The organism is Paenibacillus antarcticus, assembly GCF_001637225.1.
Lineage (GTDB): Bacteria > Bacillota > Bacilli > Paenibacillales > Paenibacillaceae > Paenibacillus_AQ > Paenibacillus_AQ antarcticus.
On sequence record NZ_LVJI01000007.1, the window covers coordinates 1 to 26,904 of the forward strand.

Below are 26,904 nucleotides of genomic sequence, written 5' to 3' on the forward strand. Positions count from 1 at the left end.
TTCTCTATCAAATGATTTCTCATTTGTTTTGATTTCACTTATCGCAAAATCTACTCACTCGTTGTTCAGTTTTCAAAGACCAATTATTTCGTTTCGTCAGCACCGTATGTTCTCGGCGACAACTTCTATATTATATCATGTCCGGTTCGTTTATGCAAGCTTTTTTTCGATTTAAGTTTCAATCGATTTTGGCTTGCCGATTCAACAAATGTGTTATTTGTTGGCCGGACTAATAATATATCACGTCTATCAACAGGTTGACAAGTTGTAAAAATTTACAGTCAACGGTTTGTCATTTACGTTATTGTATATTCCTCATAATAACCACTAATAAGGGGAGACTACTTTTATAATTTAATTGGAGGTAGTCTGTTTGAATACTAATGAATCAACACTATCGATTGTCGCTCTAGGTGGTGTAAATGAAATCGGCAAAAATATGTATGTTCTCCGATATGCTGATGATATCATCGTCATTGACTGTGGTTCAAAGTTCCCCGATGAGAGCTTATTAGGAATCGATCTGATTATCCCTGATATTTCATATCTATTAGAGAATCGTGATAAGATTCGAGCCTTAATTGTCACCCATGGACATGAAGATCATATTGGCGGCATTCCATATATTCTGAAGCAATTGAATATGCCCATATATGGAACACGATTAACGCTAGGCTTAATTGAAGTTAAACTACAGGAGCATAACCTTCTCGGGATTACTGATTTATTCACAATCAATGCCGAATCAACTTTAGAGTTCGGCAATATCGAAGTAAGTTTTTTCAGAACAAATCACAGTATTCCTGATTGTGTTGGTGTTGTATTCAGCACCCCTGAAGGGACTGTCGTTCATACAGGAGACTTTAAATTTGATCTAACACCTGTAAATGATGAGTATCCGGATTTACACCGCATGGCTGACATTGGAAGCAACGGTGTTCTGGCACTTCTATCCGAAAGTACCAATGCGGAACGCCCGGGATTCACTCCTTCAGAACAACTCGTAGGTGAAAATATAGAAGAAGCATTTATCAGAGCAAAGAAAAAAATATTCATATCCACCTTTGCATCCAACGTGCATCGTCTACAGCAAGTGATCGATGCGGCCCGGAAAACAAATAGAAAACTCGCATTGTTGGGAAGAAGCATGGTCAATGTTGTATCCATTGCTCATGAGCTAGGTTATTTGAAAATTCCTGACACCATGTTAATTGAGCCGAGTGATGTCAAAGCCTATGAACCTCACCGAATTGTTGTCCTATGTACGGGTAGTCAAGGCGAACCTATGGCTGCCTTATCCCGTCTAGCTAGTTCCGACCATAGACAATTAGAAGTTCTAGCTGGAGATACTGTCATTCTAGCTTCTACACCTATCCCCGGAAATGAACGAAACGTAGCGCGTATCGTAGATAATTTATTTCAACTAAAAGCCAAGGTCATTTATGGATCAGCATCGATTACAGGTATGCATGTATCCGGTCATGCCAGTCAAGAAGAACTCAAGTTAATGTTGTCTTTAATGAAGCCAAAATATTTCATACCGATTCATGGTGAATTTCGAATGCTTCATCAGCATCGGTTATTAGCTGAATCCGTTGGCGTGGATCAGAATAATATCTTCATTGTTAATAATGGTGATGTCGTCGATATTACCAACCAAGAAGCTATTCAAAGAAGAAGAATAACAACTGGGAATACACTTGTTGATGGACTGGGAATTGGTGATGTAGGAACGATCGTTCTACGTGACCGTAAACTTTTATCCGAAGATGGTATTCTTATTGTGGTTGTTACACTCAGTAAAATGGAAGGTAACATCTTGTCTGGACCTGATGTTATATCTCGTGGGTTCGTGTACGTTCGTGAGTCAGAAGCTTTATTAAATGAAGTACGCCAAATCACCGTACAAACGATTCATAAATTACATGAGAAGAAGAATATTACCCAATGGGACTTTTTTAAACAAATGATTAAAGAATCAGTCGGAAATTATTTGTTTACTCACACGAAAAGAAGACCCATTATCCTTCCAATCATCATTCAAGTCTAAATTACGTACCCTAACTATAGCGAAGGACACTAACCTATTCATAGGTCGTGTCCTTTTTAACTTGTTTATTTGGTTGCGTTCGACAGAAACAATCTAACGTGTGGTCGTTCACCATACCCGATGCCTGCATGAATGCGTAACAGATCGTAGTACCGACAAACTTGAAGCCTCTTTTTTTCAAAGTCTTACTCATATGATCCGATATTGGTGTATTTGCAGGAACCTCAGATATGCTTGTCCATTGATTCACGATAGGCTCACCATCTACAAAGTGCCACATATAGTTAGCAAATGAACCTTCTTCCTGCTTAATCTCTTGATAGATACCAGCATTATGAATGATTGCCCGAACCTTTAACTTATTACGGATAATACCGGGGTCTTGAAGTAACGCTTCAACTTTCGCTTCATTATATGTCGCTATTATTGCAGGATCGAAATCGTCGAATACTTTGCGATAATGCTCTCTTTTCTTCAATACTGTATACCAGCTCAATCCAGCCTGCATTCCTTCTAACATTAACAATTCAAATAACTTCTGATCATTCGTAAGTGGCTGGCCCCATTCTGTATCATGATAATCCATATATAGAGGATCTTGATTCACCCATCTACAACGTTGCTTCAATTGTTCCATCTCACTCACACTCCTCTCATTGATCAACCTAGGTTATGATTCCAATGTATCTCATTGAGATAAGAAAAACCATTACCACTTTCACTCTTTTTTTGAAATAAGTCGCTGCAGGCCATGATAAAATACAACTATACAAACCAAAGGAGTGAATGAATACATGAAACAAGAACTCATTGAACGATTTATTTCCTATGCAACGGTTGATACACAGTCTAATGAAGACAAGGACACATGCCCTACAACCCCCGGACAACTGACTCTTGCGAATATGTTGGTGGAAGAACTTAAGACTATTGGTATGCATGATGTAACGATCGATGACAACGGTTATGTAATGGCCACTCTCCCTTCTAATACAGAAAAAGAAGTCGATACGATCGGATTTCTCGCCCATCTAGATACTGCAACAGATTTCACAGGCTTGAATGTATCCCCGAAATTAATAGATAACTATGATGGAAAGGATATTACATTAAATAAATCTTTACATATCGTAATGTCACCTAATGATTTCCCTAGTCTTGAAGAATATAAAGGGCATACGTTAATTACGACTGACGGAACGACTCTTCTTGGAGCAGACAATAAAGCAGGTATTACTGAGATCATGACCGCTATGGCCTACTTGATTCAACATCCTGAGATCAAACACGGAGCAATAAGAGTAGCCTTTACCCCAGATGAGGAAATTGGTAGAGGACCTGAGAAATTTGATGTTGCTGCATTCAACGCTAAGTATGCCTATACGGTCGATGGAGGTCCACTTGGTGAACTAGAGTATGAGAGTTTCAACGCTGCTTCCGCTAAGATTACTTGCAAGGGAAGTAACATCCACCCCGGAACTGCCAAAGATAAGATGGTGAACTCCGCCAAAATAGCGATGAAACTTCAAAGCATGCTTCCAACAGAGGAAGCTCCTGAATACACTGACGGATATGACGGTTTCTATCATTTATTAGAAATTCAAGGTGATGTTGAGCAGACAAAACTTAGCTATATTATTAGAGACTTCGACAAAGAGAATTTTCAAGCCAGAAAATCGAATATGGAACGTATTGTTGCTGAACTTAGAGCGCAATATGGTCAAGACCGCATCGTCCTAGAGATGAGAGATCAATACTATAACATGAAGGAAAGAATAGAACCTGTTAAACACATTGTGGATATTGCATATGAAGCAATGAAGAATTTAGACATCGAACCGATTGTTCGACCTATTCGTGGAGGTACAGATGGTTCTCAGTTATCTTACATGGGACTGCCTACACCGAATATTTTCACTGGAGGCGAGAACTTCCACGGGAAATTCGAGTACATTTCGGTAGATAATATGATCAAGGCAACACAAACGGTGATTGAGATCATTAAGTTGTACGAGCAAAAAGCGTAAGAAAATTATTAAGAAAATTATCGCATATACTGTTAGGATGCCTTAAAGTTGTTCGTATGGGTATCGTTATACCCCTAACAGTTATCCTGATTGAATCAAGACAAGATTTGTATGTAAGAGAAGGACACTAACCTATTCGTAGGCAGTGTCCTTCTTTATTTTCTCAATTTCAGTTTGTTTTTTCCGATTTCCCCAAAGGTTTCGTTAGCAGTCGTAGGATATACGATTTCAAATCAACAATTCGTGTATGATCAGGCTTATCAGTCGTTCCGCTAATGATCAAGGGAACTAACGACTCCACTCTATGGAGTGCCCCATGTCCTCCTCCACCCTTATGTGTGGGTGAACTCTGACCACTCAGTTCATATCCTTGCTTCGCAGAGACCACTAGGAAATCCCCTTCATGCGAATTTAAAGCGCCATAGAGTCTCTTTAACGCGTCAGGGTATTCTCTGTACTTAAGGGTGTTCAGATCTTTATTTATGTGTAGATCCAACACATCTGGGTTACTTCCTATCGTCCATGTTTGTCCATAAGAATCCGTTATTTTTCCATTTGGTTTATACGTAAACTCCTTTGCTGTACCAGCCTCTACCACATGAATCCATCCCGCTTCTTTCCATGAAATGAAATCGATACGTGTCTCTTCTTTCAATATATCAGCGATTTGCTTAAGTGAATCTTTAGTATTCAGCTTATATACATAGGCCATAGTTTCATTCACAGCAAGAGCAATGTCTGTTGCTGATGTAGCTTCAGCTCCCGGTCCTAAAATCGCGTATTGGTGTAACACCTGTGGTAAATCAATGACCGGATGTTTACTATCAGGTAGAATGGTACTCATTCCGCTATCCCCAGCAATCATAATAATCGCCTGATCTAGCGCTTCTTTAAAAGATCCAAATGCATTTAATATAGATTGAACTTGTTTATCCGTCTTGATAACACCATCAATTACTGAAGGGCCTTTCTTATGTAACTCCTGGTCTAAATCAGGTAAATATACATAAAGAAAATCAGGCAACTTATTATTTCGCACTAAGTATTTAACTGACTCTACAGCATATTCATTGTTGAATCCCATCCGTTTCGTTAAAGAATCAGGCATCTTCTTTATGCCTTCCAACGGATTAGAAAATGAACCCAACGATAAAAAATCAGGACCTTTTACTATTAATTCTCCCGGTAGTGAAGTCGGTCCCTTTATCCATTCAGGAATATTTAACGTGTGTTCTACAGTTCCTCTGTAAATCAAGCCGTTGATTGAACCTGATTTCAGTCCAACTGTATTCAATTGTTCATATATCGTTAATGTTTGCGCACTAAGATGATCTCGATTTAAATGAATCATGGCATTACTTAACACGGGGTCTACGCCATGCTTAAGTATCTCCATAGGGCCTGTTCCATAATTAATGACTTTCTTATCTTTAGCCGAATACCAGATCAGCCCAGGAACACGATGTTGGTCAGGGTATGTCCCCGTAATTAAAGAACTATCGATTGTGACGGACATCGTTGGGAATGAACTTACGAGATCCTTATAATACTGACCATGATCAATCAGATATTTTAATGCGGGAAGCTTATTTTGCTGTAATCCTTTATCAATAGATTGATACATGAGAGAGTCTACCAAGATAAGAATAACTTTTTTCGAAGGATGCTCTGCCTGAGACTTCACACGGAGAAGATCTTCTTCCTTCGACTTCGCTTCATGCCCATAACATCCTGAACAAATTATGAGCAGCACAACAATCCAAATCAACCAATGGATGATACGCAACAATACCACACCTTTTCCTTCAGTCTTTTTCAACCTATTTCATATTGAGTATACTCAGTTTGTTCTTTAGTAAATTCAAGTATGCAAGGAAATATTGGGTAGTTTATCTGGATGATTAACTGAATTTTTTCACAATAGTGGGTAAAACTAACGGCATGAAATGACTAGGGAGTGAATAGATTGGATTTTCTCAAGAGCCAAGAATCGTTGACAACACTTGAATGGATCTTCAGAGCCATCATTAGCTTTATTTTTTTATTAATTGCAACCAAACTAATGGGACAACGTTCGATATCTCAATTAAGATTCCTCGATTTCATTATCGCTCTAACTCTTGGAAATATTATCGCTCACCCGCTTTCAGATGAGAAATTAGGTATGAAGGGATCTGTAATCACGACCCTTGTTCTAATTATTTTGTATGTTGCAGCGACATGGTTAAGCCTGAAATGGCCATTATTCAAGAGATATCTCGATCCGTCACCCATTACGCTCATTAAAGGTGGGCAAATTCATTTCCAGAATCTATCCAAGGCAAGAATTTCGATTGATTTCTTATTCAGTGAGCTACGAAAAGAAAAAGTAGAGAACGTAGAAAAGGTGTCCCTCGCAGTATGGGAACCGGGAGGAACCATCTCTATTTTTATAGATACCCAATATCAGCCGCTTACGCCCTCAGATATGAAGGTAAAGACACAACCATTCTCCCTCACAAGGCCTATCATCGTTGAAGGCGTTACCGACTTATCACTTCTAAATGAATTGGGAAAGGATATTAGCTGGCTTAAGAATAAGATAGCACCTATTTATACAGATATCCGTGACTGTGTATTAGCGACTGTTGATGACAATGAGAATGTGCGGATTTATGCAAATCCTAATAAATGATTACCTAACACACGTTGACCAATAGCCGAGTGAGTGTAATATTTCTACGCAAAAAACATTCAAATCCATGATTATGGGTTTGAATGTCTCTTTTACGTCTATAGAATAATAAGATGAACCATAAATTAGTTGCCTCTGTATTGCTCGGTGAACACTTCAAAAAAGGGTGTTGTATCTCGCTCTGCCATTGATGCTCCCGAACCTTGTCCCCAGCCTATTTCTTGTCGCCAGCTGCCGAGCAGACCGGAGCTTATCAATTCTTCTTCGTTGACTTCGACAGTACGATCTGCCTGTGGTGCAACGTACATCGCATCAACAGGGCAATACGCCTCGCACATGAAGCAGGTCTGGCAATCCTCCTTACGAGCAATAACGGGATGATCTTCTTCCATATCGAATACGTTAGTCGGACATACCTTTACGCACAAATTGCAATTGATGCAACGATCCGAACTAATAAGTTCAATCATACCGTATGCCCCTCCTTCAATGCATTCAGTTCATGGGCGTGGGGTACGCTTTCGGTACTGATGCTAATATCGTCGATACCCGACAGAATTAATCGATGAGTCTGACTTGGATCAAGCTCGGGGTATTCCGCCATCTTCTGTAATCCGCGACTTTCCGTACGTGCTAACGCCGCAGTATACATCCATCTTCCAACAGTAAGCATGGCTGCTGCTTCACGAGACTTCACTATGCCCTGCACTGTGGCTGGCGCTTGATCTTTCAGGTGAGGAACCAATGTATCTAGCTCTTTCAATGCCGCGGAAATGCCAGGTTCGCTACGGAAATAGTTAATCTTCAGTGGTAATATTAGATCCTGAATTGCCTTAATCAGCGGTTGCACCTCAAGCTTTGTGGAAGAATCGACACCTGCTGCCATACCATAGTGCCCCGCAGCTACCAACTGCCGATTGTCCGCTCTCCTTGGCTGAGACATCGCGTAATGTGCCGCTCCCTCACCTGCCCAATGTCCACTGCATATGGCCCATGAAGCATTATAGGCTCCGCCCCCTGATATCGCGCCAGTTACTTTTTCCCGCGATGCAGCATCCCCAGCCGCATACAAACCAGCGATCGTGGTCGCACAATCGTTTCCAGTCAGACGCAAGCCACCTGTACCGCGCATTGTTCCTTCATAGCGAAGCGTAAGTGGGAATCTCTCCTTAAATGGATCAATACCAGACCGCTCTAAGGGCATGAAGAAGATTGGATGAGCACGACGTAGAAATTCCCGCTTCTCCTCTGTGTCTGCGAGATCCATTGCAGCGTAGACGGGTCCTTTCATCAACAACTCTGGAATACTTCTATTGGTGCGATCGCCTTTCACTAAAGGCTCACCATCCTCACCATACAAAGTAGACCAGAAAAGCATACGCCCACGCGTTACCGTACCCTCGGCAAAGCTCGGGGCATATTGACGACTGAATTCCATCCCTGACAAATCGGCGCCTAGTTCAGCAGACATCAGTAACCCTTCACCAGTCAATACATTACATCCGAGACCTTTACTAAGAAAAGCACATCCGCCTGTAGCCATCACAACTGCATTGGCCTTTACCTCCCAAGTCTCCCCGGTCATACGATTTATGCCCCGTGCACCACCAACACCGTGTTCATCATGTAGCAACTCAAGTGCCGGAGATTGATCCATAATCTTAACTCCCGCTTTACGCACTACATTTCTCATCAGCTTCATATATTCTGGTCCGTGCAAATGTGTACGTAGCGATTGTCCCTCTTCATCTTTGGGAAATGGATAACCCCACTGCTCCACCAACTCCAAATTCTTCTCAACCTGGTCCAATACACGGTGTATCCAAGCATTCTCCGATAAATATCCGCCTGCTTTCAGTCTGGCCTGAACAGCCTGCTCTCGCAACTCTGCAATCGGAGGAATAACAAGCAATGTTGTACCTCCCGGAGAGGTAGCGCCGCTTGTTCCAAGGTATCCTTTGTCTGCAAGTACTACGCTTGCTCCCTGTGAAGCCGCACGCCATGCCGCCCATGCTCCGGCTGGTCCTCCGCCGAGAACAAGCACATCTACGGTTAGTTGCTTAACCTGCTTCTGTAACATTTCTCTTCCCCCTCTATATCTATTTATTAGCTAAAACGGATACGCCTTCCCCTTAAGGACGGCCATCCGTCTTTTAGGAAATATTAAAAGAAGCGTATCGAGTGAAAGTAATACGTTCTTATATTGTAATAAAGGAGACACTGGGGAATAACACCCCAGTGCTCCTTAGCTAATTAACGTAGCTTTACATATTCAACTGTTATTGTTTCTGCCAATCGCTAATCTGGAATTCTTTCTTCGCAAGCTTTTCTTTCACGAGGAAGTTCTTCGTTCCCTCCAACAGCTTTAACCCCTCTTCTGTAAACGCCGTATCATTAATACCACTGATCGGACTCACTTTTTTAGCCAGTTCAGGAGTTGTACCTCCAGCCTCCGCTAAGAATTGGTAGTATTCATCTTCATGCTGCTTCAAGTCAGCAAGAGCCTTCTCACGCGCTGCGTTCCATACCTTTGGGAAATCCGGGAATTTCGCCAAATACTCTTCCGACACTACCGTTGCACCGGTGCCCAACAGATCCGGATGTTTCGATGCATCGTCTAAATACGTGTACCCATCGTCAATTTGCTTCAATGCCCCTACTCCAAGATTAGTCGTAGCATCGATATCCCCACGGGCTAGAGCAGCCCCAGCGTCAGCAATTAACATATGAACAAGCTTGTAGTCTGTTACACCTTCTTCTTGCAACAATCCAACCACGTACCGGTGCATAAAGGAGCCTTTTTGGATGGCAATGGTTTTACCTTCTAATTCTTTGACTGTTGTCGCACCATTCTTCTTACCGATCAAATATCCAATGTTATTCGCCGCAGTTTGTGTAATTAGACGAGTCTTTGCGCCAGATCCGTAGGCGATAATAGCAGGGGTGTCACCAAGACTACCAATATCCAATCGACCACTAATAAGGGATTCTGTCTGATCTGGACCATTCGGAAAACCCGTTAGTTTCACTTCGGTAATCCCGGACTTTTTCAGTTCTTCTTGGATAATACCTTTATATAAGCCCCAACCCTCTGCGCCACCACTCGGTACATTCAGCTTATTAATGCCGATATATCCATAATTCAACACGGCTGGAACCTTACTTGTTGCTTCTGTGCTTTCTCCTGAAGAGGATGGCGCTTCTTTGTTAGCGGTACTGGCATTATTTCCACAAGCTTGAAGGACCATCATGACCATGACTATCGTTGCAATAAGCGCAAATCGAACTCCTTTAATAGGTCCCACATGAGTTTCTCTATACGCATTTTTCATTGTATTTCTCCCCTTTGATATGTTTGATTTATCTACAACCCAACCCTAGTCGATAATTTATACATAAAATGATGACTTGCTACTGGCTGTCCGCCCTTACCCAGCCCACCTTTTCACGGTAACCCCCAAGCATCCCATGTACCTGCTGGACCTCCACCAATCACAAGCACGTCCGTAACTAAGGAGAGTGATCCTTGTTGTGCTACTTCACTCATTTGCTTCGCCCCTAGAATTTATTAGCGCTAACCATGATAACTATCCCGCCAGAACAAGAACTTGCGTTCAATAGCATGGAAGAGAGAATCGATTAATTTACCAACAACTGCAAAAATAATAATACCTACAAAGATAATTTCTGTTCTCGAATTCTGCTTCGCTTCATTAATAAGAAATCCGATCCCCGACTGCGAACCAATAACCTCTGCAACGACGAGACCAATCCAAGCTACCGCAAGCGAAATCCGTAAACCCAACAAAATACTCGGTAACGCCGCTGGTAATATCAACCTACGCAACTGCTGATATCGACTAAACCCGAGTACCCTCGCTACTTCAAATAGCTTGTTATCCACATTACGAATACCCATAAATGTATTAATATAAAGCGGAAAGAAAGATCCACTCAGAATGATCACTACCTTGGAGATTTCACCGAAACCGAACCAGAGAATGATGAGGGGAGCAATCGCTAAATGTGGAACAAGACGTAACACCTGTACGCTTGGGTCCAATAGGTATTCCACACTGCGAAATAATCCAGTTAATACTCCGAACAGCAGCCCAAGTATGCCTCCAATAAGAAATCCAATTCCAGCTCTACCTATACTGATTCCCAGATGATGTATCAGTTCACCCGAAACGGCTAGCTCCACCAAAGCATCCAATATCTTTAGCGGCGTTGGCATAAATTCTGCGGATATCCATCCAGCATTACCTGCCAACTGCCAGACGACGATGGTTACCACCGGAATAATGGCACCTATACTTAGATCGGACAATAGCGATTTCCACACGCCAGGTGTTGTGTTACTTTCGAGCTCTTTATTACTATTTATCGGAGCAGTTCCCACGTTATTCGGCGTTTCTTTTACCCCTTTTGTCGTCTTTATCAGGGCTTCTACTCCCTCACTCATGGTGTTATCCTCCTTTTATCCTTGGTAACTGTCTTTCCATCTCAGCAACCGCCGTTCAATCAGACGGACAACAGAATCACTCAACAATCCCGCAATAGCGAATATAATAATGCCTACGAATACGACAGGCGTATCTGCGAACTGACGAGCATCTGATATCATATATCCGATTCCTGAGGAAGACGCGATCAGTTCTGCAACGACTAGACCTAACCAAGATAGTCCCAGCGATAAGCGTACTCCGAGCATAATGTTCGGTACCGCTGCCGGAAGAACCAGTCTGATAATCTGTTTCATTCTGCTGAATCCTAACACCCGAGCCACTTCGAATAACTTGTTATCCACATTGCGGATGCCCATAAAAGTATTAATATAAATCGGAAAGAATGCGCCTTTAGCAATAAGTAGCACTTTCGATTCCTCACCTATACCGAACCAAAGAATAAACAGCGGGATGACCGCGAGACTCGGAATCATACGAATCATTTGTATCGAAGGGTCTAGTAACTTCTCTGATCTTCGGAATAATCCGACCACAATGCCTAGCAAGAGGCCGAGTCCTCCACCGAGGAGAAACCCTAATAGTGCTCTGGCAGCACTTATTCTGAAATTAGTCCATAAATCTCCTGCAATCGCTAGTGTTATAAAAGATTCTGCAATCGTGTAAGGTGTTGGAAACAACAGCTCTGAGATGATGCCATAATGTCCCAACGTCTGCCACAGAATCAGTACGCTTGCCGGTAAAATCATACCAAGTCCAATAGTTGCCGCCTTCCCTGGTCTACTGGAGCCCCTTACCACGACAGCCTGGTTGGTCATATAGCAACTCCCTCCTTCTTCTCTTGAAATAAATAAAGAGACTCCCGATGAATGACATGTTCGGAAGCCTCCAATGTGTATGGTTGACTTGATATTTATTTAAATTCCAGCTCCGTCTGTGAGCTCTAGTTCATCGACTTTCTCGAACTGATTCAACACTTTCAAACGTAACTCTTGAAATGACGTTGTCGTCTTTTTACGTGGATACGGTAAGTCAATCGGTATTATATTGCGTATTTTACCTGGACGGGGCTCCAAGATCACGACACGATTACCCAGAAATACCGCCTCATCAATGTCATGTGTAACAAATATCATCGTGGTTTGGTTCGTACGCCAAATATCTAGCAACACCGTCTGCATATGCGCTCGAGTGAATGCATCAAGGGCCCCGAACGGTTCATCTAATAACAGGATCTTGGGATTCCGTAGAAGTGCCCTAGCTATAGCTACACGTTGGGCCATTCCACCTGACAACTCCCGAGGATACGACTTCTCGAAGCCCTTTAATTTCACTAGTTCAATAAGTTCATCTACCTTCTGCCTAACTTCCTTATTACCAAGGGGTAAATCTGAGGCAATATTCTTCTCTACGGTAAGCCAAGGGAATAGGCGATGCTCCTGAAAAATAAATCCTTTATCAATACCAGGTCCGCCAATCTGAACCCCTTCTAGCGTAACACTACCCGTATAGCCACTGTCCAGACCAGCTACGATGCGCAGCAGCGTGCTCTTTCCACATCCACTGGGACCAATAACTGTAACAAATTCACCTTCTTGCACTTGTAAATCTACATTGTATAATGCCTGAACATGACCTGCTGCTGTGTCAAAACGTTTGTTAAGATTCGATATGGCGAGCATTGCATCTCCCATTTCCAGCTCCCCCTTCAACTATTGGCATACACAAAAACAGAGGTATCGCGTAAACAACCGCAATACCTCTGTTTATACAGTCGGTAATGTCTTTCAATTAATTCATACCATTCACGTAGGATTAATGAATTTAAGTTATCATTTTATCCAAACATTGTCAATAAAAATGTAAAATTTAGATATCAACACAATTATGCTCACAACAAAAAAACGAACTCAGCATAAATCATACTAAGTTCGTAAAAGCTTTTAATTCATTTATTAAGAAAAGTATGAGTAGAATCTTGTACTCGTGAAGACGGTCGTCTGTTAAAAAACCACGAGAACGCCATCTTCGCACAAACAAGCGAAAATGCTACAAATAATAATGCCCAGAATATCGCAGGTACCGATGTCCAAGAAGCAAGATTAGAAGCGTCCCCTGCCCTTCCTCCGCCCGAAAGAGAACGGGTGACGAGATATATCGGTCCTAATACGGATTCTTCTAACGTTAGGAAGGCTAGTAATCCATAATACATATTGCGTACTGTAAGAGGTAAATACATCATGACGATATTCAGGACGATAAATCCAACAAGCCAAAACACCCCATACCCATGATGTACATACATGACAAGCATCACAACTGCAATCACAGTAAGTAGTACCATACCCCGCTTTTCTTGGCGTCTACTCATCCAATAGAACAATAGCGCAGCACATAATGACGCCAAGGTATAGCCTGCAAGTGAGACAAGTATGGATGACCACGTCGATGTCGTCGTCGAATACGTAACCCCACTATGGTCTGGATTTAATTGAATAGCTAGCACACGCCCTGACGTCAGTAATGTCACTACCGCATGAGCGAACTCATGAATCATGGTATCTACTGTACGAAAGACATAACTAAAGGGTATAAGTCTCGTTAAGATTGCTGAACCTACCAGAATTACAATTGTCTTCAGCCACTTATTCATATCTTTCTCCCTAATTTGCCTATACCAGGCAAGTATTCTTATTCTGATAATAACAAGAATACATGGGATTTACATCTATTAGACCACAGGGAACCAACCGGTTCTACTTACAATGGCTTGCCATAATGGATCTGGAACGACGAGTAGTTCTTGTTCATCTGTACTTAATGTCGTTCTGATATCCGCTTCTCTACCTGCCTCTATCTTCTCCACCCAATCAGGTTCAACAATAAGTTCTCTACCCAATGCAATAAGTGGAATTCCCATCTCAAGAGCTTTCAAGGCGTCATCCGCAGTATGAATAGAACCTACGCCCATGATTGGAACGCTTGCGCCAACACGGTCTCTAATTAATTCCATCCGTACAAGACCCGTATCTTCTACACCCCGTCTTGCCTCTGACCAGAAATCCATAAGAGAAATATGAATGTAGTCTAAATTCTTCTCTGCTAATGCATCAAGCAATACGAGAGTATCTTCCATGGTAAACCCTAATTCCTCTGGCTCTTCTGGTGATAAACGATACCCTACAAGAAATGGGCGATCAGCATACTTAGCCACAGCTTGTTTTATCGCATCTACAACAGCTAATGGAAAAGATAATCGCTTCTCAAGACTTCCACCCCAACGGTCTTCGCGGCGGTTCGTATGACCAGAGAAGAACTGATGCAATAAATAATTGTTAGCACCGTGGATCTCTATACCATCATATCCAGCTTCGATCGCTCTACGTGTCGCTTCCCCAAAGTCATGAATAATCGCTAAGATCTCTTCATCTGAAAGAGCACGGGGTGTTACTTTACCGTCATCCGTTGGCACTGCGCTTGCACTGACAACATCTCCATTAACGAGTTCAGGCGGACATTGACGTCCACCGTGGAAAATTTGTAACACAGCTTTTGATCCTTTTTCCTTAATCGTTGTTGCTAATCTTGCCAAGCTAGGTATCATCTCATCGTTATACCCTGCGAATTCACCATGAAATCCTTGTCCATTCTTGGAAACATGGGTACATGCCGTAATAACCATACCTACGCCACCAGCTCTACGGCTATAGTAATCAACCTCAGCATCTGAGACTGTTCCATCTAAATTTGAAGACCAATTTGTCATCGGAGCCATGACAACACGATTCTCTACTTCAACTCCACTGCGAAAAGTAAATGATTCAAAAAGCGGTTTATACTTAGCTTCCATGACAATTCCTCCGTGTGATTCATATTATGACTTACTGTAATTATTATAGTTACAATTATATTGATTTGCAAATAAGCCACGTTATCCATCAAATTGGTCAGATACTCATTAACAAATAAAGAATGCCCGAGAATGTTCTCGAGCATTCTTTAAAATTAAATTGTTGTACAATATTACTTGTTTATCGATTTGATTGCGGGTTCTATAGTTAAGAAATTCCCAGATGGTACAGCACTCTCTAGTTTACCATTCTTAACGAACTGCTTCTGCAAATTATCATACCATTTAACAGCTGAACCATCTAGGAACACTTCAACCAATTTCGTATTATCAATCCAGTCAATCGACTTAAGCTCTTCCGTGAGACTATCTTCAGGAACTCCTGTATATGCCGCTGTCAGCTTTACAGCTTCTTCAATGTTATTGATTTTGTACTCTGTTGTCTTCGTTATGGCTTTCATAAATTTCTCAACAAGCTCTGGCTTCTCCTTCAAGAACTTCGGACTTACGACCCAACTTGAAGGAAAGCTATATTCTGGGTAAAAATCACTGTTATCGCCTAATTTAACCATGTTATCCTTGCCGACTTGCTTCTCAATTTCCACCGTAAACGGAGACCAGATGGCCACTGCATCCACTTTACCTGCGATATATGCTGTAACTGCACCCGCTACCTCCATATTGACAATATTAACGTCGTTAGGATTTAATCCTGCCTTTTCCAGTCCTAGATTAAGTACCATTTCACCAGAAGTTCCTTTAGGAACACCTACTGTTTTCCCCTTCAGGTCTTTCCATTCTTTAATTCCCGATTTCTTAGTAGCAAACACCATATCGCTTTTCCCTAGACTCACTAATCCAATAATATTCCCTTGCCCTTTGGCAGCTAAGAACGTGGCTCCGGGTCCAATATAGGCAATATCAATATCCCCCGCAGCCATCGCTTGAAACTCAGGAGGACCACTCAGAAACTTCACTGCATTCAATTTGATGCCTTCGTCTTGAAAGAATCCTTTCGCCTCACCAATGGCAACTGGAGTTGCACCACCCATGTTCGGCATATAAGCAAAATTGATCGTCTCTATTTTCTCTTCTGCCTTCGCTATTACGGTCGTAGTCTCTTTCACATCCGGAATAGACTTTTCTGCTCCTGAGTTAACACCGCTGTTATTTGCACCACAGGCACCAAGGAGAAGTGTCATACTGACTAGTGCTACATTCATAGAAATCTTAGATAATGACCTGAATTTGTTAAACATGAATAAATACCCTCCCATGAAATCTATATGCATCATGCTTTCGCACAGATGGCCGATTATTTAGATACTTCGAGATATTCGCGATACACCTTAGACCAAATATCGTTCTTGATTCTGATAAATCGCTCATCCAGCTTCGTTGACTGATCTCTTGGGTAAGGAATGTCGACATTAATAATTTCTGTAATCCGACCAGGCCGTGCACTCATAATGACAACACGCTGAGCCAGAATAACGGCTTCCTCCACATCGTGCGTAATAAAGAAGCAGGTTTTCTTTTCTTTCATCCATGTCTTGAGCAACTCTTCCTGTAGCTGCGCTCTCGTCTGTGCGTCCAAAGCTCCGAATGGCTCATCCATGAGCAGTACCTCAGGTTCAACCGCATAAGCGCGAGCAATCGCTACTCGCTGCTTCATACCACCCGATAACTCTTTCGGATACGCATGTGCGAAATCTTTCAAACCAACCAATTCCAAATAATGCTCTGCCCTTTCTTTACGCTCCTTCTTGCTGATCCTTCGCAACTTCAAACCGAATTCTATGTTCTCAAGTACGGTCTTCCAAGGAAACAGTGCATACTGTTGAAATACGACTCCCCGCTCCCTGCCAGGTCCTTTCACTTCAACCCCGTCCAATTGGACAGATCCAGAAGTTGCTTCTTCCAATCCACCAATGATGTTGAGTAGTGTTGTCTTCCCGCAACCGCTGGGTCCTACAACGCAGACAAATTCATTCTCCTGAATGGATAAGTCTGTATTCTGAAGTGCGATTGTATTCCCACTCCGTCCTTTATAAATCTTCGTAAGTCCACTAATCGCAATCTTGGTATTCAAAGATTGCGTCACAATACTATTACCACCGTCTACTCTTGCCTCAGTTCCTGCCACCCGGTCAGCCTCCTCTCCAGAAATAGTACAAATCTATCCATGGCTAGCCCGATCACTCCGATGACAATAATGCCAAGAATGACCGTGTCCATACGGAAATATAAGCTCGCTTCCATAATCATATTTCCAAGACCTTTATTGGCTCCGGTCAGTTCAGCCGCTACCAATGTTGTCCATGCTGCAGCAAGCCCAAGTCTGACACCAACCAGAATAAAAGGGAAAGACGCGGGCACGATAACCTCGAAAAAGATATCTCTATCCTTGGCACCAAGTACCCTGGCCGCACGAATTAGCGTAGGGTCCACATTGCGAACACCTTGGAAGATCGTAATAACCATGACTAGAAAGGTGGCTACAAAGATTACTGTTATTTTGGCTGATTCTCCAACGCCCTGCGAAATGATAACTAGCGGTATAAGTGCAATCGGCGGTATTGTACGAAAAAATTGAATCCAAGGATCAACAATGGAGCGTACCATAGGGTACCAGGCCATAAGAAAAGCAACAGGGATGGCAACGATTAAACCAAGCGAGAAACCACCCACTACGCGCAGTAGACTTGCCCACACATTAATCCACAAACGCCCGCTCATGATTTCAGTCTGAAACGTTGTGAAGACCTTCACAGGATTCGTTATAATCGTTCCAACCGCCGGTATAGCAGATAACAGGTACCACGCTATTAGACCAATGACGATAGAAAATAGGGTTAATAGCCAGTTCGGGGGCTTTTTCATAAACTCCATCTCCTTATGCGTGGTGTTGAAGGTACGTTAACCATCGTAAGCCGGCTGTAATGCTTCGCTCTTATATTTGCCGCGGATAACATTCGCCTCTTCTTTCCTGCCTACTCGCTCAAGCTTTCGTACCCAATCTTCTGGCTTCAGATATTTCCACGGACCCGTCTCCAGTACTTTCTGCATCGGATCCACTTTATAGCCTGGCTTGCGGGTCTGTTCATGTTGCCAAGCTGCTAGCCTGTGATCCATTTCCTTCACAATGTTTGGGTACTCTGCTGCAACATTACGTGTCTGGTTCGGATCGCTCTTCATGTCGTACAAAATAACTTCGTCAAAATGCAGATACAAGCCCGGATGATACGTCCGGATAAAATACCACTGCTCATCACGTACAGCACGTTGACATACATATAGGGCATGATCCATGACCAAATAATCGCGTCCCTGCCAGTGTTTTCCTTTTAGCGCGGGTAAGAAAGAACGTCCATCCCAACCCGAAGGTACTTCAAGACCGACCAATTCAGTAATTGTCGCGATAACATCCACATTGTATACAAAGCCTTCTACCACTCGTCCTGCCTCAGTTAGACCCGGCACCTTAATAATTAATGGGATATGATGTACGGCCTCGGTTGCACATGGATGCTCGATGTAAATACCTTGTTCCCCCATAGATTCTGCGTGATCCGCACTAATGATGAAGCATACTTCTTCTTCAATACCAAGCTCTCGAAGCGTATCCAGAATCTCACCCACATATTTGTCCATATAGTTGATTCCACCGTCATACCCATCAATGACATGTTTGAAATCATCACGGTTAGCGATCTGACCTGGCATGGTTGCCGGATATTTATCACCCCAGTGCAGTAACGATGCAGATCGAGGGAAGGAGTCCTTTTGTTGGGATGCTATCGTCGCTTCATCCGGAAAGTCTTTCACCTGAGCATCTTGCCACTGTTCCATGTATTCAATGGGGTACGTATAGAACGTGTGTGGATCCCAATATTGGATATGTAAAAAATAATTATCATCCAACCCATGTTGCTTTAACCAAGGAATAACCGAAGCATTAACTTCATCTGCATTCTCATTACCTTCCTTCAACGTGTGCGTATGTACCTCATTCCAACCTGCAAAATACCACCACGCATGATGTCTGTCACCGAATGTAGAGAATGTTGTCGTTCTATAACCCGCTTCGCGAAGATATCTCGTGAAAAAAGGGACCTCTTCACTATGCCCATCTCCATCTGGATATTGAAACTCTCCTCCCGGTCCCCAATGCGTAAGCGCGCCATGATTAATACCGAAACGTCCAGACATGAAGCTCGCTCTTGATGGAACACATGGAGAGGATGCCGTGTAACAGCTGTTGAATCTTATACCTGCGGCTGCAATGGTATCGATATTCGGTGTCGTGGTTCGATTGTAGCCATAACAGCTCATATGATCCGGTCGGAGTGAATCGATATCTAAATAAATAATTTTCAAATCATGTCCTCCTCCTTGAGATAGCTACTAAATTAAAATAATTAAGTCTTGTGAACCGTTCAATAAAGGGTTAAAGTAAGTATCAAACAAATCCTCCCTATATACTTGGTATTTAATTATTATAGTACTGGATGGAGTAAATGAAAGTCCATGCATAATACACCGATGATGTGTATGATTCTCATGTCATCGTAATCTGAACAATCCTCGCCTCCTATTTCAAATAACCCCCATCCTGTGTAAACATACGGTCAAGCTATTCCACAAGGAAGGGAATCCCCTATATGATGTCTCTAATTTCGGTTCATTTTGACAATAACATCCCCAACTGGCGAAAAAATCAGGAAGTGCTGAATCACAATGTACTTGCATTAGTTGTTGAAGGAAGAGTTAAATATTATATTAATAATATTTCTATGATTGCTGAAAAAGGAGAGCTGCTATTTATTCCAATTAGTACGCTTCGTTCCAGTGAAAACTTTGAAGGAGAACATCAAAAAATCACCATCTTATTTACTCATGACGAAGAAGACGCGCAACAATTATCGCTTCTTAGTAAAGCAACGTTCAATACGTGTAGAAGCCGTAATTTCGAATATATTAAGCGCCGCTTCGAACAGTTGTATCTTGAAGTGGCAGGAGCGGGGATATTCAGTCCGTTTATTATTGCGGGTGTGTTCCAGGAAATCGTTGGGCTAGTTGCACGTGAATTCGAACTCGTAGAGGTCACCCCTATCAAGCTAAGACTCGCAAACCAATTACAGAAATATTTAGTTGCTAATTACCGTGAGACGATCCAGATTGAGCAACTCGCTGCACTTATCGACCGTTCGGCTAACTATACCATTTCATTATTTCGTGAAATGAAGGGATTATCTCCAATCCAATACGTCCACATGCTTCGCATGAAGGAAGCGTGTAACCTATTAGCGAATTCCGATCTTACGGTGACGGAGATATCCGATTACCTCGGGTATTATGATCATTCTTATTTTTTTCGTATATTCAAAAAATATATGTCTTCATCACCTACGGAATATCGTCAATCCGGATTACATACTCAAACGATGCACGTATTTTAGCTGATATCGATCATATGAAACAAAAAAAAAGCAGACCCACGTTTAATTCGGGTCTGCATCTTCTTACGAAATTATTCTATTCCAGCAATCCATTGGTTAACCTTCGCTTCATTGGCTTCTACCCATTTCTTAGCAGCTTCCTCTTCAGGCATGCCAGCAGATATATCGCCCATCACAGATTCCATATCTTCTGGCGTCCATTCAAATTGATCTAGGAAACGATAAGCCGCAGGATGATCTTCTTTCAGACCTAAGCGTACCAGGGTATGAATTTCTTCATTTCCACCAAATACTTTCTTAGGATCATCAAGATATTTCAATTCCATGTCATTGAACATCCAATGCGGCGTCCATCCTGTAATCACGATTGGTTCTTTTTTGGCATAAGCATCTTGAAGCACTTTTACCATCGCTGAAGATGAACTTCCAAGTAAATTCCACTTATTAAGGTCATATTCAGTGATCGCCTTCTCAGCCTGAGACATGATACCCGCACCCGGTTCAATCCCTGTAATCGTGTGATCAACTGATTTCCCTACATCTTCTTTCTTCAAGTCTTCAATCGTCTTAATATCCATATAGGTTGGTACGACAAGCCCATTCTTAGTACCTATAAGATTAGCTCCCAAATCTTCAAGCTTGTCTTTATTTGGTTCATAGTAGTTCTCACCATGTGTACTCGGTAACCATGCAGATACCATACCATCTACGCTACCATCTGCAACACCCACATACATAGGTCCTGCATCAACCTGTAACATTTCTACTTTATAATTCAATTTACTCTCCAATACTTCCTTCACGACATTCGTACTGGCAATTTCAGAATCCCATGCCACATAAGCCAATTTAATTTTTTTAGCCTTCTCACCACTTGTACCATTCGCGTTATTGTTACTAGAACAACCCGCAAGTACTAACGTCATCACCATAAAGGCAGCGATCAGGATATTCATCTTCTTATTCTTCAACAATTACGTTCACCCTTTCTTACTTTTCTTATTTTTCTTAGCTAACTTCTGTGTCATCCGATCTAACATAATTGCAAGAACAACAACCGCTAATCCAGCCTCCGTACCTACACCCGTCTTCGCTTGCGTTACTGCTTTATAAACATCAGCTCCCACGCCTTGCGCTCCAATCATTGAAGCAATAACTACCATCGAGAGTGATAACATAATCGTCTGATTAATACCCGCCATAATGGTTGGAATCGCAATGGGTAACTGTACCTTAAATAACTTCTGCATGCTTGTTGAACCAAAAGCATCTGCTGCTTCTACTAAATCCTCAGGCACCTGTCTGATACCCAAACTGGTCAAACGAATCGTAGGTGGAATAGAGAATATGACCGATGCAATGACGCCCGGTACGACACCTAATGAGAAGAACGCAACCGCTGGCAACAAATAGACAAATGCCGGCATCGTTTGCATCAAATCCAGTAAGGGTGTTATCACACTCTGAACTTTCTTGTTTCCGGCACATAAAATACCCAAGGGAACGCCGATAACAATAGAAATAAAGGAAGCTGTCAACACCAATGCAAGGGTGTCCATGGTATGGGCCCAGTAACCTAGGTTAAGGACTAGCAACAAACCAAGCAGCGTAAAGGCTGCTAATCTATATCTTCCTAGCCAGAAGGCAAGGATCGTAAATATAGCGATAACGACAAGTGGTGGGAAGAAATTAAATCCATCTGCCAACCCATCAACAATACTACCAACAACGGTTTTAACACCATTAAAGAACGGTTCAAAGTTCGTCTCCAACCAACCTTCTAACGACTCTACCCATTCCCCAATAGGGATCTTAGGAACACTCATTCAACTTCACCTGCTTCCGTCTCATTATTACCCGTCAATGCTGCAAGGACAGCGCCTCTAATCACAATGCCAACTAAGCGATTACGTTCATCAATAACGGCAACTGGAATTTTGGCACTACTCACAACATCAAATAACTCAACTAGAAGTACATCAGGAGACACAGTAGGTGTATCTCGAATAATAATCTCCCCAAGGGTCTGACCAGACTTGATAGCATTTAAGGCATCTTCAGCTGTAACTACGCCTAGGAGTTGACGAGATTTGTCCACGACATAAAGGTTCGAAATTCTTCGATCACGCATGAGCTGCAGCGCCACTCTGGGTCCACGGTCCATTCCAATTGTCTCTGCACGAATCATGACATGAGCTGCCGTAAGTACCTTGGATAAATCCACATTCTCAACAAAACGCTCAACATAATCATTGGCAGGGTTCATTAGAATTTCTTCCGGTGTCCCAATCTGAACAATGGCTCCATCTTTCATCAACGCAATGCGATCCCCAATCCGTAACGCTTCATCGAGGTCATGCGTAATGAAGATAATCGTCTTCTTCATGTTCTCTTGTAGCTCAAGTAATTCATCTTGCATATCTTTACGAATGAGTGGGTCAAGCGCACTAAAGGATTCATCCATGAGCAGGATATCAGGATCGTTAGCCAAACCTCGGGCTAGACCGACACGTTGCTGCATCCCCCCACTTAATTGATCAGGCTTCTGATCTTCGAAACCAGACAGGCCAACTAATGCTAGGGATTCCTTAGCTTTCTTTACACGTTCTTCTTTGCCCATCCCTTGTACTTCTAAGCCATATTCAACATTTTCTAGTATCGTTCGGTGTGGAAAAAGAGCAAATTTCTGAAAGATCATACTCATGGTCTTTCTTCTAACCTGTCGTAGTTCTTCGCGATTCATACGAACAATGTCCTTACCATTAACAAGTACTTGTCCAGCCGTTGGTTCAATCAGACGGTTCAAAAGTCTAACTACCGTTGATTTCCCACTACCTGACAAACCCATAATAACGAATATTTCACCAGGTTCAATTGAAAAACTGACCTGATTAACCCCAACTGTTAATTTCGTTTCTTTCAAAATACGTTCCTTAGACCAACCTTGCGCAAGTAGAGGAAACGCCCTTTTCGGATCATTACCAAACACTTTACTTAACGATTTCACCTCTATAATTGGCATCTTTATGCCCCTTTCAATCATCTGTATCTAATTTATGGCACTTATTATAGTGTAGACTCCCACAAAAATAGGGTCAAAATGTAAAAACGTCCGTATAGTGCGTACAGTTTTAACTTTACGTACTATACTAACTGTATACTCCGTTTAACATACAAATGCTCATACAGCGTATTCTTTACTTTTCAAACACTTTTTTTTACAATGGATGCTGTGGATATTGTTTCCGCTCATCGCAAGCGTTATTCAAGGGAGTGTACGATATGACAACATTTGATGGATTAAATGAAGAACACACTAAAGTGATCGAAAAGGCGCGTCAACGCGTCATGGATTCTATTGGAAAAAATATGGATCTTTATGGGGTCACGATGTCCATTGGTCATTTGTACGGAAATATGTATTTCCACGATGGTCCCGTCACGCTCGACGAGATGGGTCAGGAAATGGGTATGAGCAAAACGAGTATGAGTACGGGTATGCGTGCATTAGTCGATCTAAAAATGATCAATAAGGTATGGGGAAAAGGATCGAGGAAAGATCTATACGAAGTAGAAGACGATTGGCACCAAAATTTCGTCGAATACTTCTCTATCAAATGGCGAAAATCTATGGAAATGAATATAAATTCTTTACATAAATCGTTAACAGAGCTTAAAAAGCTTCGGGAAGAGAACATTGATCATGAGCCCTTAGTGGCCCTGGTTGACATGGATATCGATAGAATGAAACATGCTATCCAATATTATAGATGGTTAGGACGTTTTATTGATGCACTAGAAACCGGGCAAATTTTCGATTGGATTCCCAAAGAAGAGCCAGAATAACAGTCCAACATCTTCTTATACATGTGAAATGCCGTAAGCTATGATCACCATAGCTTACGGCATTTTTTTGTTGTACATAACACATAGAAACTTTTTATTCAGGACGTTCCAAACTAAATATCTCTCCTAATTTAGCGTAGGAATTGCCAGCAAGCCGACTTACCGGTTTCAATCTTTCAGGGTCAATATATCCATCATGATACACGGATTCATCCATATGAAAACAAACCACTCGCCCGATTAATAAGTCCGTAGCCGGCGATTCTTTCGTCCCCCCGAGCGGAATACAATGTTCAAGTAGGCACTCCATTCGGATACTCGCCTCAGCAATGCCAGGGACCGCTATCTCGTCACTTTCTACAGGTGTAAGCCCTGCTAAGAGAACTTCACTCTGATCCGGTGGCAAACTTGCTGCTGTCTCGTTAATCTGCTGAATGTACGATTCATCTGATATATGGACAACAAATTCCCCCACTTCTACGGCGTTCCTAGCAGTATCCTTCTGAATACCGTTCTTTCGCTGTACAGATATAGAAATTAACGGCGGATTTGTCGTAACAATATTAAAATAACTATACGGTGCACCGTTCAGAACGCCATTATTCGATAGCGTTGTTACGAAGGCCACAGGCCTTGGAATAATGCTCCCTATGAGCAATTTATAGTTATCGCGATCACTTTGGGCTGAAGGATCAATAGATATCACGTACATTCCCCTTTCTCACAAAAAAATCAGAACTGGTTATAACTTACGAACTCCCCTACTGGCTTACGATATCCTCGTGGTCTTCCACTACTTGTATCCTCTTTCCCAATGGCGATCATTAGTGCTGGTACATATGCTTGCGGAATATTTAAATCTGTACGTATCGCCTCCGGGTCGAAACCAATCATTGGACAGGTGTCCCAACCCTTTTCTTTAGCTATTAACATGAACATCATGGCGCTTAGACTCGCATTACGAATAGCCTCTTCTCTCTTGAAGGTTTCCCCTCTACTCTCATAAAAAGATTCCACTGATTCTACAGTCATATCATATTCCTGTTGATTAATCACGCCTAGATGAAGTAATCCCTCGTTCATTCGCCCAACGTCCTTGTGTGCATGCTTATTACCAAGAACTATAATGACCGCAGAAGCAGTCTGTACTTTATATTGCTTATTAGCTGCTAGATAGACTTTGTTCAACATCTCAGGATCTTTAACGACCACGTAATGCGTATGCTGCAAATTAAACGCAGATGGGCCATACTTCACAAGATTAAAGATATCCTCCAATTCATTATTAGCTATTTCTACACCAGAAATGAATTTATTAGCTGATCTTCGTGACTGCAATAGTGGAATGAATTCGCTCATGTATGGTTCCCCCTAATCATTATTTCAGTAGAATAGCATCTAGTGAGTAATCTCCGGCACCAGTGAGTGCCAACCCGACAGCAACAGCAATCAACAATAAGTTGTATTCATATCCGTTAGCTGTAGCCCAATATCCATTTGGACCATGTACTTTAACGATAGCTCCGAGCATCGTCGCAACAATAATGACAGCACCAATGACTGTGAATAGTCCTGAAGCTAACAACAATCCACCGATGAGTTCCATTAAACCCGCCATGACAGCCATCAGAACTCCTGGTTTCATCCCCATGGATTCCATCCAACCCCCGGTTCCCTTCGGGCCATATCCACCGAACCACCCGAACAATTTCTGCGCACCATGTGCCATAAAACTTAACCCAACAACCAAACGTATAATTAACAATCCTAGTGCAATACTCATTTCTAATTCCTCCATGTTATCGTATTTGTTTATTCTCGTTACGCGCCAACACACACTATCTTAATATTAAGATATATATCCAAAAAAAATTATTCTTCTATCTGTTATATTCCCAACTCATCTCTTCGCCTCTTTATCTCTATTTGTTATCTCTTGATTTAAAGATACTTTATTTAATTATATTAGTCAATCTTTATTTCATATCTGTCCTTAATAAATAAAAAAATAGCAGTCCCCGTTAATATCAAGTGACCACTACCTTATTTAGATCTATGTAATTCCTTACTAGCCTTACACCAAGATATCAATGCCACCACTTGCACTGATTGTACCCTTAGCTTTTTGCGTATTGCTGTTTGTAATATTGTTGGTGTCCTTCTTAGTCGTATCTACTGCACTACTTTGACTTGTATTCGAACTCCTCTGAGTAATTTGAGCTGAAATAAGCTGAATCTGTTGTTCTAGTTGAGCCACTTTCTTTTCTTTGGTGCTTGCATCGTCTTTACTTGCATTCTCTGTCTTAAGTTCAGCCTGAAGTTTGGCTAGTTGTTTCTCAAGACTCGATGTATCATTTGTTGATGATGAGTAAGATGTACTACTTGTCCCTGATATGGATGAAATACTCATTGTTAATCCCCCTATGATTGATAATGGTGAACCACTTAAGTATACGCGGAATCATTACCTCCTACCTGAGTGCTTGCTGAATGCAAGCTGAAAGTTACACCAATCCATCGCCCACGTAT

26 protein-coding genes are annotated in these 26,904 nt (G+C 42.0%); 5 read left to right on the forward strand and 21 right to left on the reverse strand.

Translation table 11 applies throughout. From position 1 onward, the window contains the following. The first annotated feature begins 373 nt into the window (after positions 1 to 373). Positions 374 to 2,050, forward strand: coding sequence for a ribonuclease J (locus PBAT_RS05780; RefSeq protein WP_068647477.1), 1,677 nt, complete (start codon positions 374 to 376; stop codon positions 2,048 to 2,050). 34 nt (positions 2,051 to 2,084) lie between these two features. Here the strand turns inward: PBAT_RS05780 and PBAT_RS05785 are convergent, their stop codons facing one another. Further along, positions 2,085 to 2,687: a DNA-3-methyladenine glycosylase I gene (locus PBAT_RS05785; protein ID WP_068647479.1), complete on the reverse strand. Its 603-nt coding sequence runs from the start codon at positions 2,685 to 2,687 to the stop codon at positions 2,085 to 2,087. 157 nt (positions 2,688 to 2,844) lie between these two features. Here PBAT_RS05785 and pepT point away from each other — a divergent pair, with 157 nt between their 5' ends. Beyond that, entirely contained in the window at positions 2,845 to 4,077 is a 1,233-nt protein-coding gene (gene pepT / locus PBAT_RS05790) for a peptidase T (protein ID WP_068647481.1), read from the forward strand. 169 nt (positions 4,078 to 4,246) lie between these two features. Here the strand turns inward: pepT and PBAT_RS05795 are convergent, their stop codons facing one another. Continuing rightward, positions 4,247 to 5,896 (reverse strand): alkaline phosphatase family protein, encoded by a 1,650-nt coding sequence (locus tag PBAT_RS05795; protein ID WP_248912407.1) that lies wholly within the window; start codon positions 5,894 to 5,896, stop codon positions 4,247 to 4,249. Positions 5,897 to 6,043: 147 nt separating this feature from the next. On the opposite strand from PBAT_RS05795, the gene PBAT_RS05800 reads away from it, so the two are divergent. After that, complete coding sequence (locus PBAT_RS05800) at positions 6,044 to 6,751, forward strand: DUF421 domain-containing protein (protein ID WP_068647483.1); 708 nt, start codon at positions 6,044 to 6,046, stop codon at positions 6,749 to 6,751. A 125-nt stretch (positions 6,752 to 6,876) separates the two neighbouring features. Here PBAT_RS05800 and PBAT_RS05805 read toward each other — a convergent pair whose 3' ends face one another. From PBAT_RS05805 to PBAT_RS05860, 12 genes are all read right to left on the reverse strand, one after another. Further along, positions 6,877 to 7,221: a 4Fe-4S binding protein gene (locus PBAT_RS05805; RefSeq protein WP_068647485.1), complete on the reverse strand. Its 345-nt coding sequence runs from the start codon at positions 7,219 to 7,221 to the stop codon at positions 6,877 to 6,879. Beyond that, positions 7,218 to 8,831: an FAD-dependent oxidoreductase gene (locus PBAT_RS05810; protein WP_068647487.1), complete on the reverse strand. Its 1,614-nt coding sequence runs from the start codon at positions 8,829 to 8,831 to the stop codon at positions 7,218 to 7,220. The genes PBAT_RS05805 and PBAT_RS05810 overlap by 4 nt, the downstream gene beginning before the upstream one ends. Positions 8,832 to 9,030: 199 nt before the next feature. Then, complete coding sequence (locus tag PBAT_RS05815) at positions 9,031 to 10,083, reverse strand: ABC transporter substrate-binding protein (RefSeq protein ID WP_068647489.1); 1,053 nt, start codon at positions 10,081 to 10,083, stop codon at positions 9,031 to 9,033. Positions 10,084 to 10,325: 242 nt separating this feature from the next. Beyond that, on the reverse strand, positions 10,326 to 11,216 hold the full coding sequence (locus tag PBAT_RS05820; protein ID WP_068647491.1) for an ABC transporter permease: 891 nt from the start codon (positions 11,214 to 11,216) through the stop codon (positions 10,326 to 10,328). A 15-nt stretch (positions 11,217 to 11,231) separates the two neighbouring features. Next, positions 11,232 to 12,035 (reverse strand): ABC transporter permease, encoded by an 804-nt coding sequence (locus PBAT_RS05825; protein ID WP_068647493.1) that lies wholly within the window; start codon positions 12,033 to 12,035, stop codon positions 11,232 to 11,234. A 99-nt stretch (positions 12,036 to 12,134) separates the two neighbouring features. After that, positions 12,135 to 12,911: an ABC transporter ATP-binding protein gene (locus tag PBAT_RS05830; RefSeq protein ID WP_068647495.1), complete on the reverse strand. Its 777-nt coding sequence runs from the start codon at positions 12,909 to 12,911 to the stop codon at positions 12,135 to 12,137. 254 nt (positions 12,912 to 13,165) lie between these two features. Next, the gene (locus tag PBAT_RS05835; protein ID WP_068647497.1) at positions 13,166 to 13,870 is read right to left on the reverse strand and encodes a M50 family metallopeptidase; all 705 of its coding nucleotides are present in this window, start codon (positions 13,868 to 13,870) and stop codon (positions 13,166 to 13,168) included. Positions 13,871 to 13,948: 78 nt separating this feature from the next. Then, positions 13,949 to 15,067: an NADH-dependent flavin oxidoreductase gene (locus PBAT_RS05840; RefSeq protein WP_068647499.1), complete on the reverse strand. Its 1,119-nt coding sequence runs from the start codon at positions 15,065 to 15,067 to the stop codon at positions 13,949 to 13,951. A gap of 173 nt (positions 15,068 to 15,240) precedes the next feature. Continuing rightward, positions 15,241 to 16,326 (reverse strand): ABC transporter substrate-binding protein, encoded by a 1,086-nt coding sequence (locus PBAT_RS05845; RefSeq protein WP_068647501.1) that lies wholly within the window; start codon positions 16,324 to 16,326, stop codon positions 15,241 to 15,243. A gap of 56 nt (positions 16,327 to 16,382) precedes the next feature. After that, the gene (locus PBAT_RS05850; protein ID WP_246168339.1) at positions 16,383 to 17,213 is read right to left on the reverse strand and encodes an ABC transporter ATP-binding protein; all 831 of its coding nucleotides are present in this window, start codon (positions 17,211 to 17,213) and stop codon (positions 16,383 to 16,385) included. Beyond that, positions 17,189 to 17,950 carry an ABC transporter permease gene (locus PBAT_RS05855; protein WP_246168338.1) on the reverse strand — a complete coding sequence of 254 codons (762 nt, stop codon included), beginning with the start codon at positions 17,948 to 17,950 and terminating at the stop codon, positions 17,189 to 17,191. Before PBAT_RS05855 ends, PBAT_RS05850 begins: the two co-directional genes overlap by 25 nt. A gap of 36 nt (positions 17,951 to 17,986) precedes the next feature. Further along, positions 17,987 to 19,447 (reverse strand): sulfatase family protein, encoded by a 1,461-nt coding sequence (locus PBAT_RS05860; RefSeq protein ID WP_068647505.1) that lies wholly within the window; start codon positions 19,445 to 19,447, stop codon positions 17,987 to 17,989. Between the two features lie 284 nt (positions 19,448 to 19,731). On the opposite strand from PBAT_RS05860, the gene PBAT_RS05865 reads away from it, so the two are divergent. Next, a complete protein-coding gene (locus PBAT_RS05865; protein ID WP_068647507.1) occupies positions 19,732 to 20,529 on the forward strand; it encodes a helix-turn-helix domain-containing protein in 798 nt (265 codons plus the stop codon). A 71-nt stretch (positions 20,530 to 20,600) separates the two neighbouring features. On the opposite strand, the gene PBAT_RS05870 is transcribed toward PBAT_RS05865, so the two are convergent. The 3 genes from PBAT_RS05870 to PBAT_RS05880 are packed head-to-tail and all read right to left on the reverse strand — an operon-like array spanning position 20,601 to position 23,551. Next, positions 20,601 to 21,503 carry a glycine betaine ABC transporter substrate-binding protein gene (locus PBAT_RS05870; RefSeq protein ID WP_338045662.1) on the reverse strand — a complete coding sequence of 301 codons (903 nt, stop codon included), beginning with the start codon at positions 21,501 to 21,503 and terminating at the stop codon, positions 20,601 to 20,603. Positions 21,504 to 21,509: 6 nt separating this feature from the next. After that, entirely contained in the window at positions 21,510 to 22,355 is an 846-nt protein-coding gene (locus PBAT_RS05875) for an ABC transporter permease (RefSeq protein WP_068647509.1), read from the reverse strand. Next, entirely contained in the window at positions 22,352 to 23,551 is a 1,200-nt protein-coding gene (locus PBAT_RS05880) for a quaternary amine ABC transporter ATP-binding protein (RefSeq protein WP_068647511.1), read from the reverse strand. Before PBAT_RS05880 ends, PBAT_RS05875 begins: the two co-directional genes overlap by 4 nt. A 260-nt stretch (positions 23,552 to 23,811) precedes the next feature. On the opposite strand from PBAT_RS05880, the gene PBAT_RS05885 reads away from it, so the two are divergent. After that, positions 23,812 to 24,375, forward strand: a complete 564-nt coding sequence (locus PBAT_RS05885; protein WP_068647513.1) for a GbsR/MarR family transcriptional regulator — start codon at positions 23,812 to 23,814, stop codon at positions 24,373 to 24,375. A 94-nt stretch (positions 24,376 to 24,469) separates the two neighbouring features. Here the strand turns inward: PBAT_RS05885 and PBAT_RS05890 are convergent, their stop codons facing one another. The 4 genes from PBAT_RS05890 to PBAT_RS05905 form a co-directional block, all read right to left on the reverse strand. Beyond that, the gene (locus tag PBAT_RS05890) at positions 24,470 to 25,081 is read right to left on the reverse strand and encodes a flavin reductase family protein (RefSeq protein WP_068647515.1); all 612 of its coding nucleotides are present in this window, start codon (positions 25,079 to 25,081) and stop codon (positions 24,470 to 24,472) included. A gap of 26 nt (positions 25,082 to 25,107) precedes the next feature. Continuing rightward, the gene (locus PBAT_RS05895) at positions 25,108 to 25,734 is read right to left on the reverse strand and encodes a nitroreductase family protein (RefSeq protein WP_068647517.1); all 627 of its coding nucleotides are present in this window, start codon (positions 25,732 to 25,734) and stop codon (positions 25,108 to 25,110) included. A gap of 19 nt (positions 25,735 to 25,753) precedes the next feature. Next, positions 25,754 to 26,158: a DoxX family protein gene (locus PBAT_RS05900; protein WP_068647519.1), complete on the reverse strand. Its 405-nt coding sequence runs from the start codon at positions 26,156 to 26,158 to the stop codon at positions 25,754 to 25,756. A gap of 291 nt (positions 26,159 to 26,449) precedes the next feature. Beyond that, a complete protein-coding gene (locus tag PBAT_RS05905) occupies positions 26,450 to 26,785 on the reverse strand; it encodes a FlxA-like family protein (protein ID WP_068647521.1) in 336 nt (111 codons plus the stop codon). Between the last annotated feature and the right edge of the window lie 119 nt (positions 26,786 to 26,904).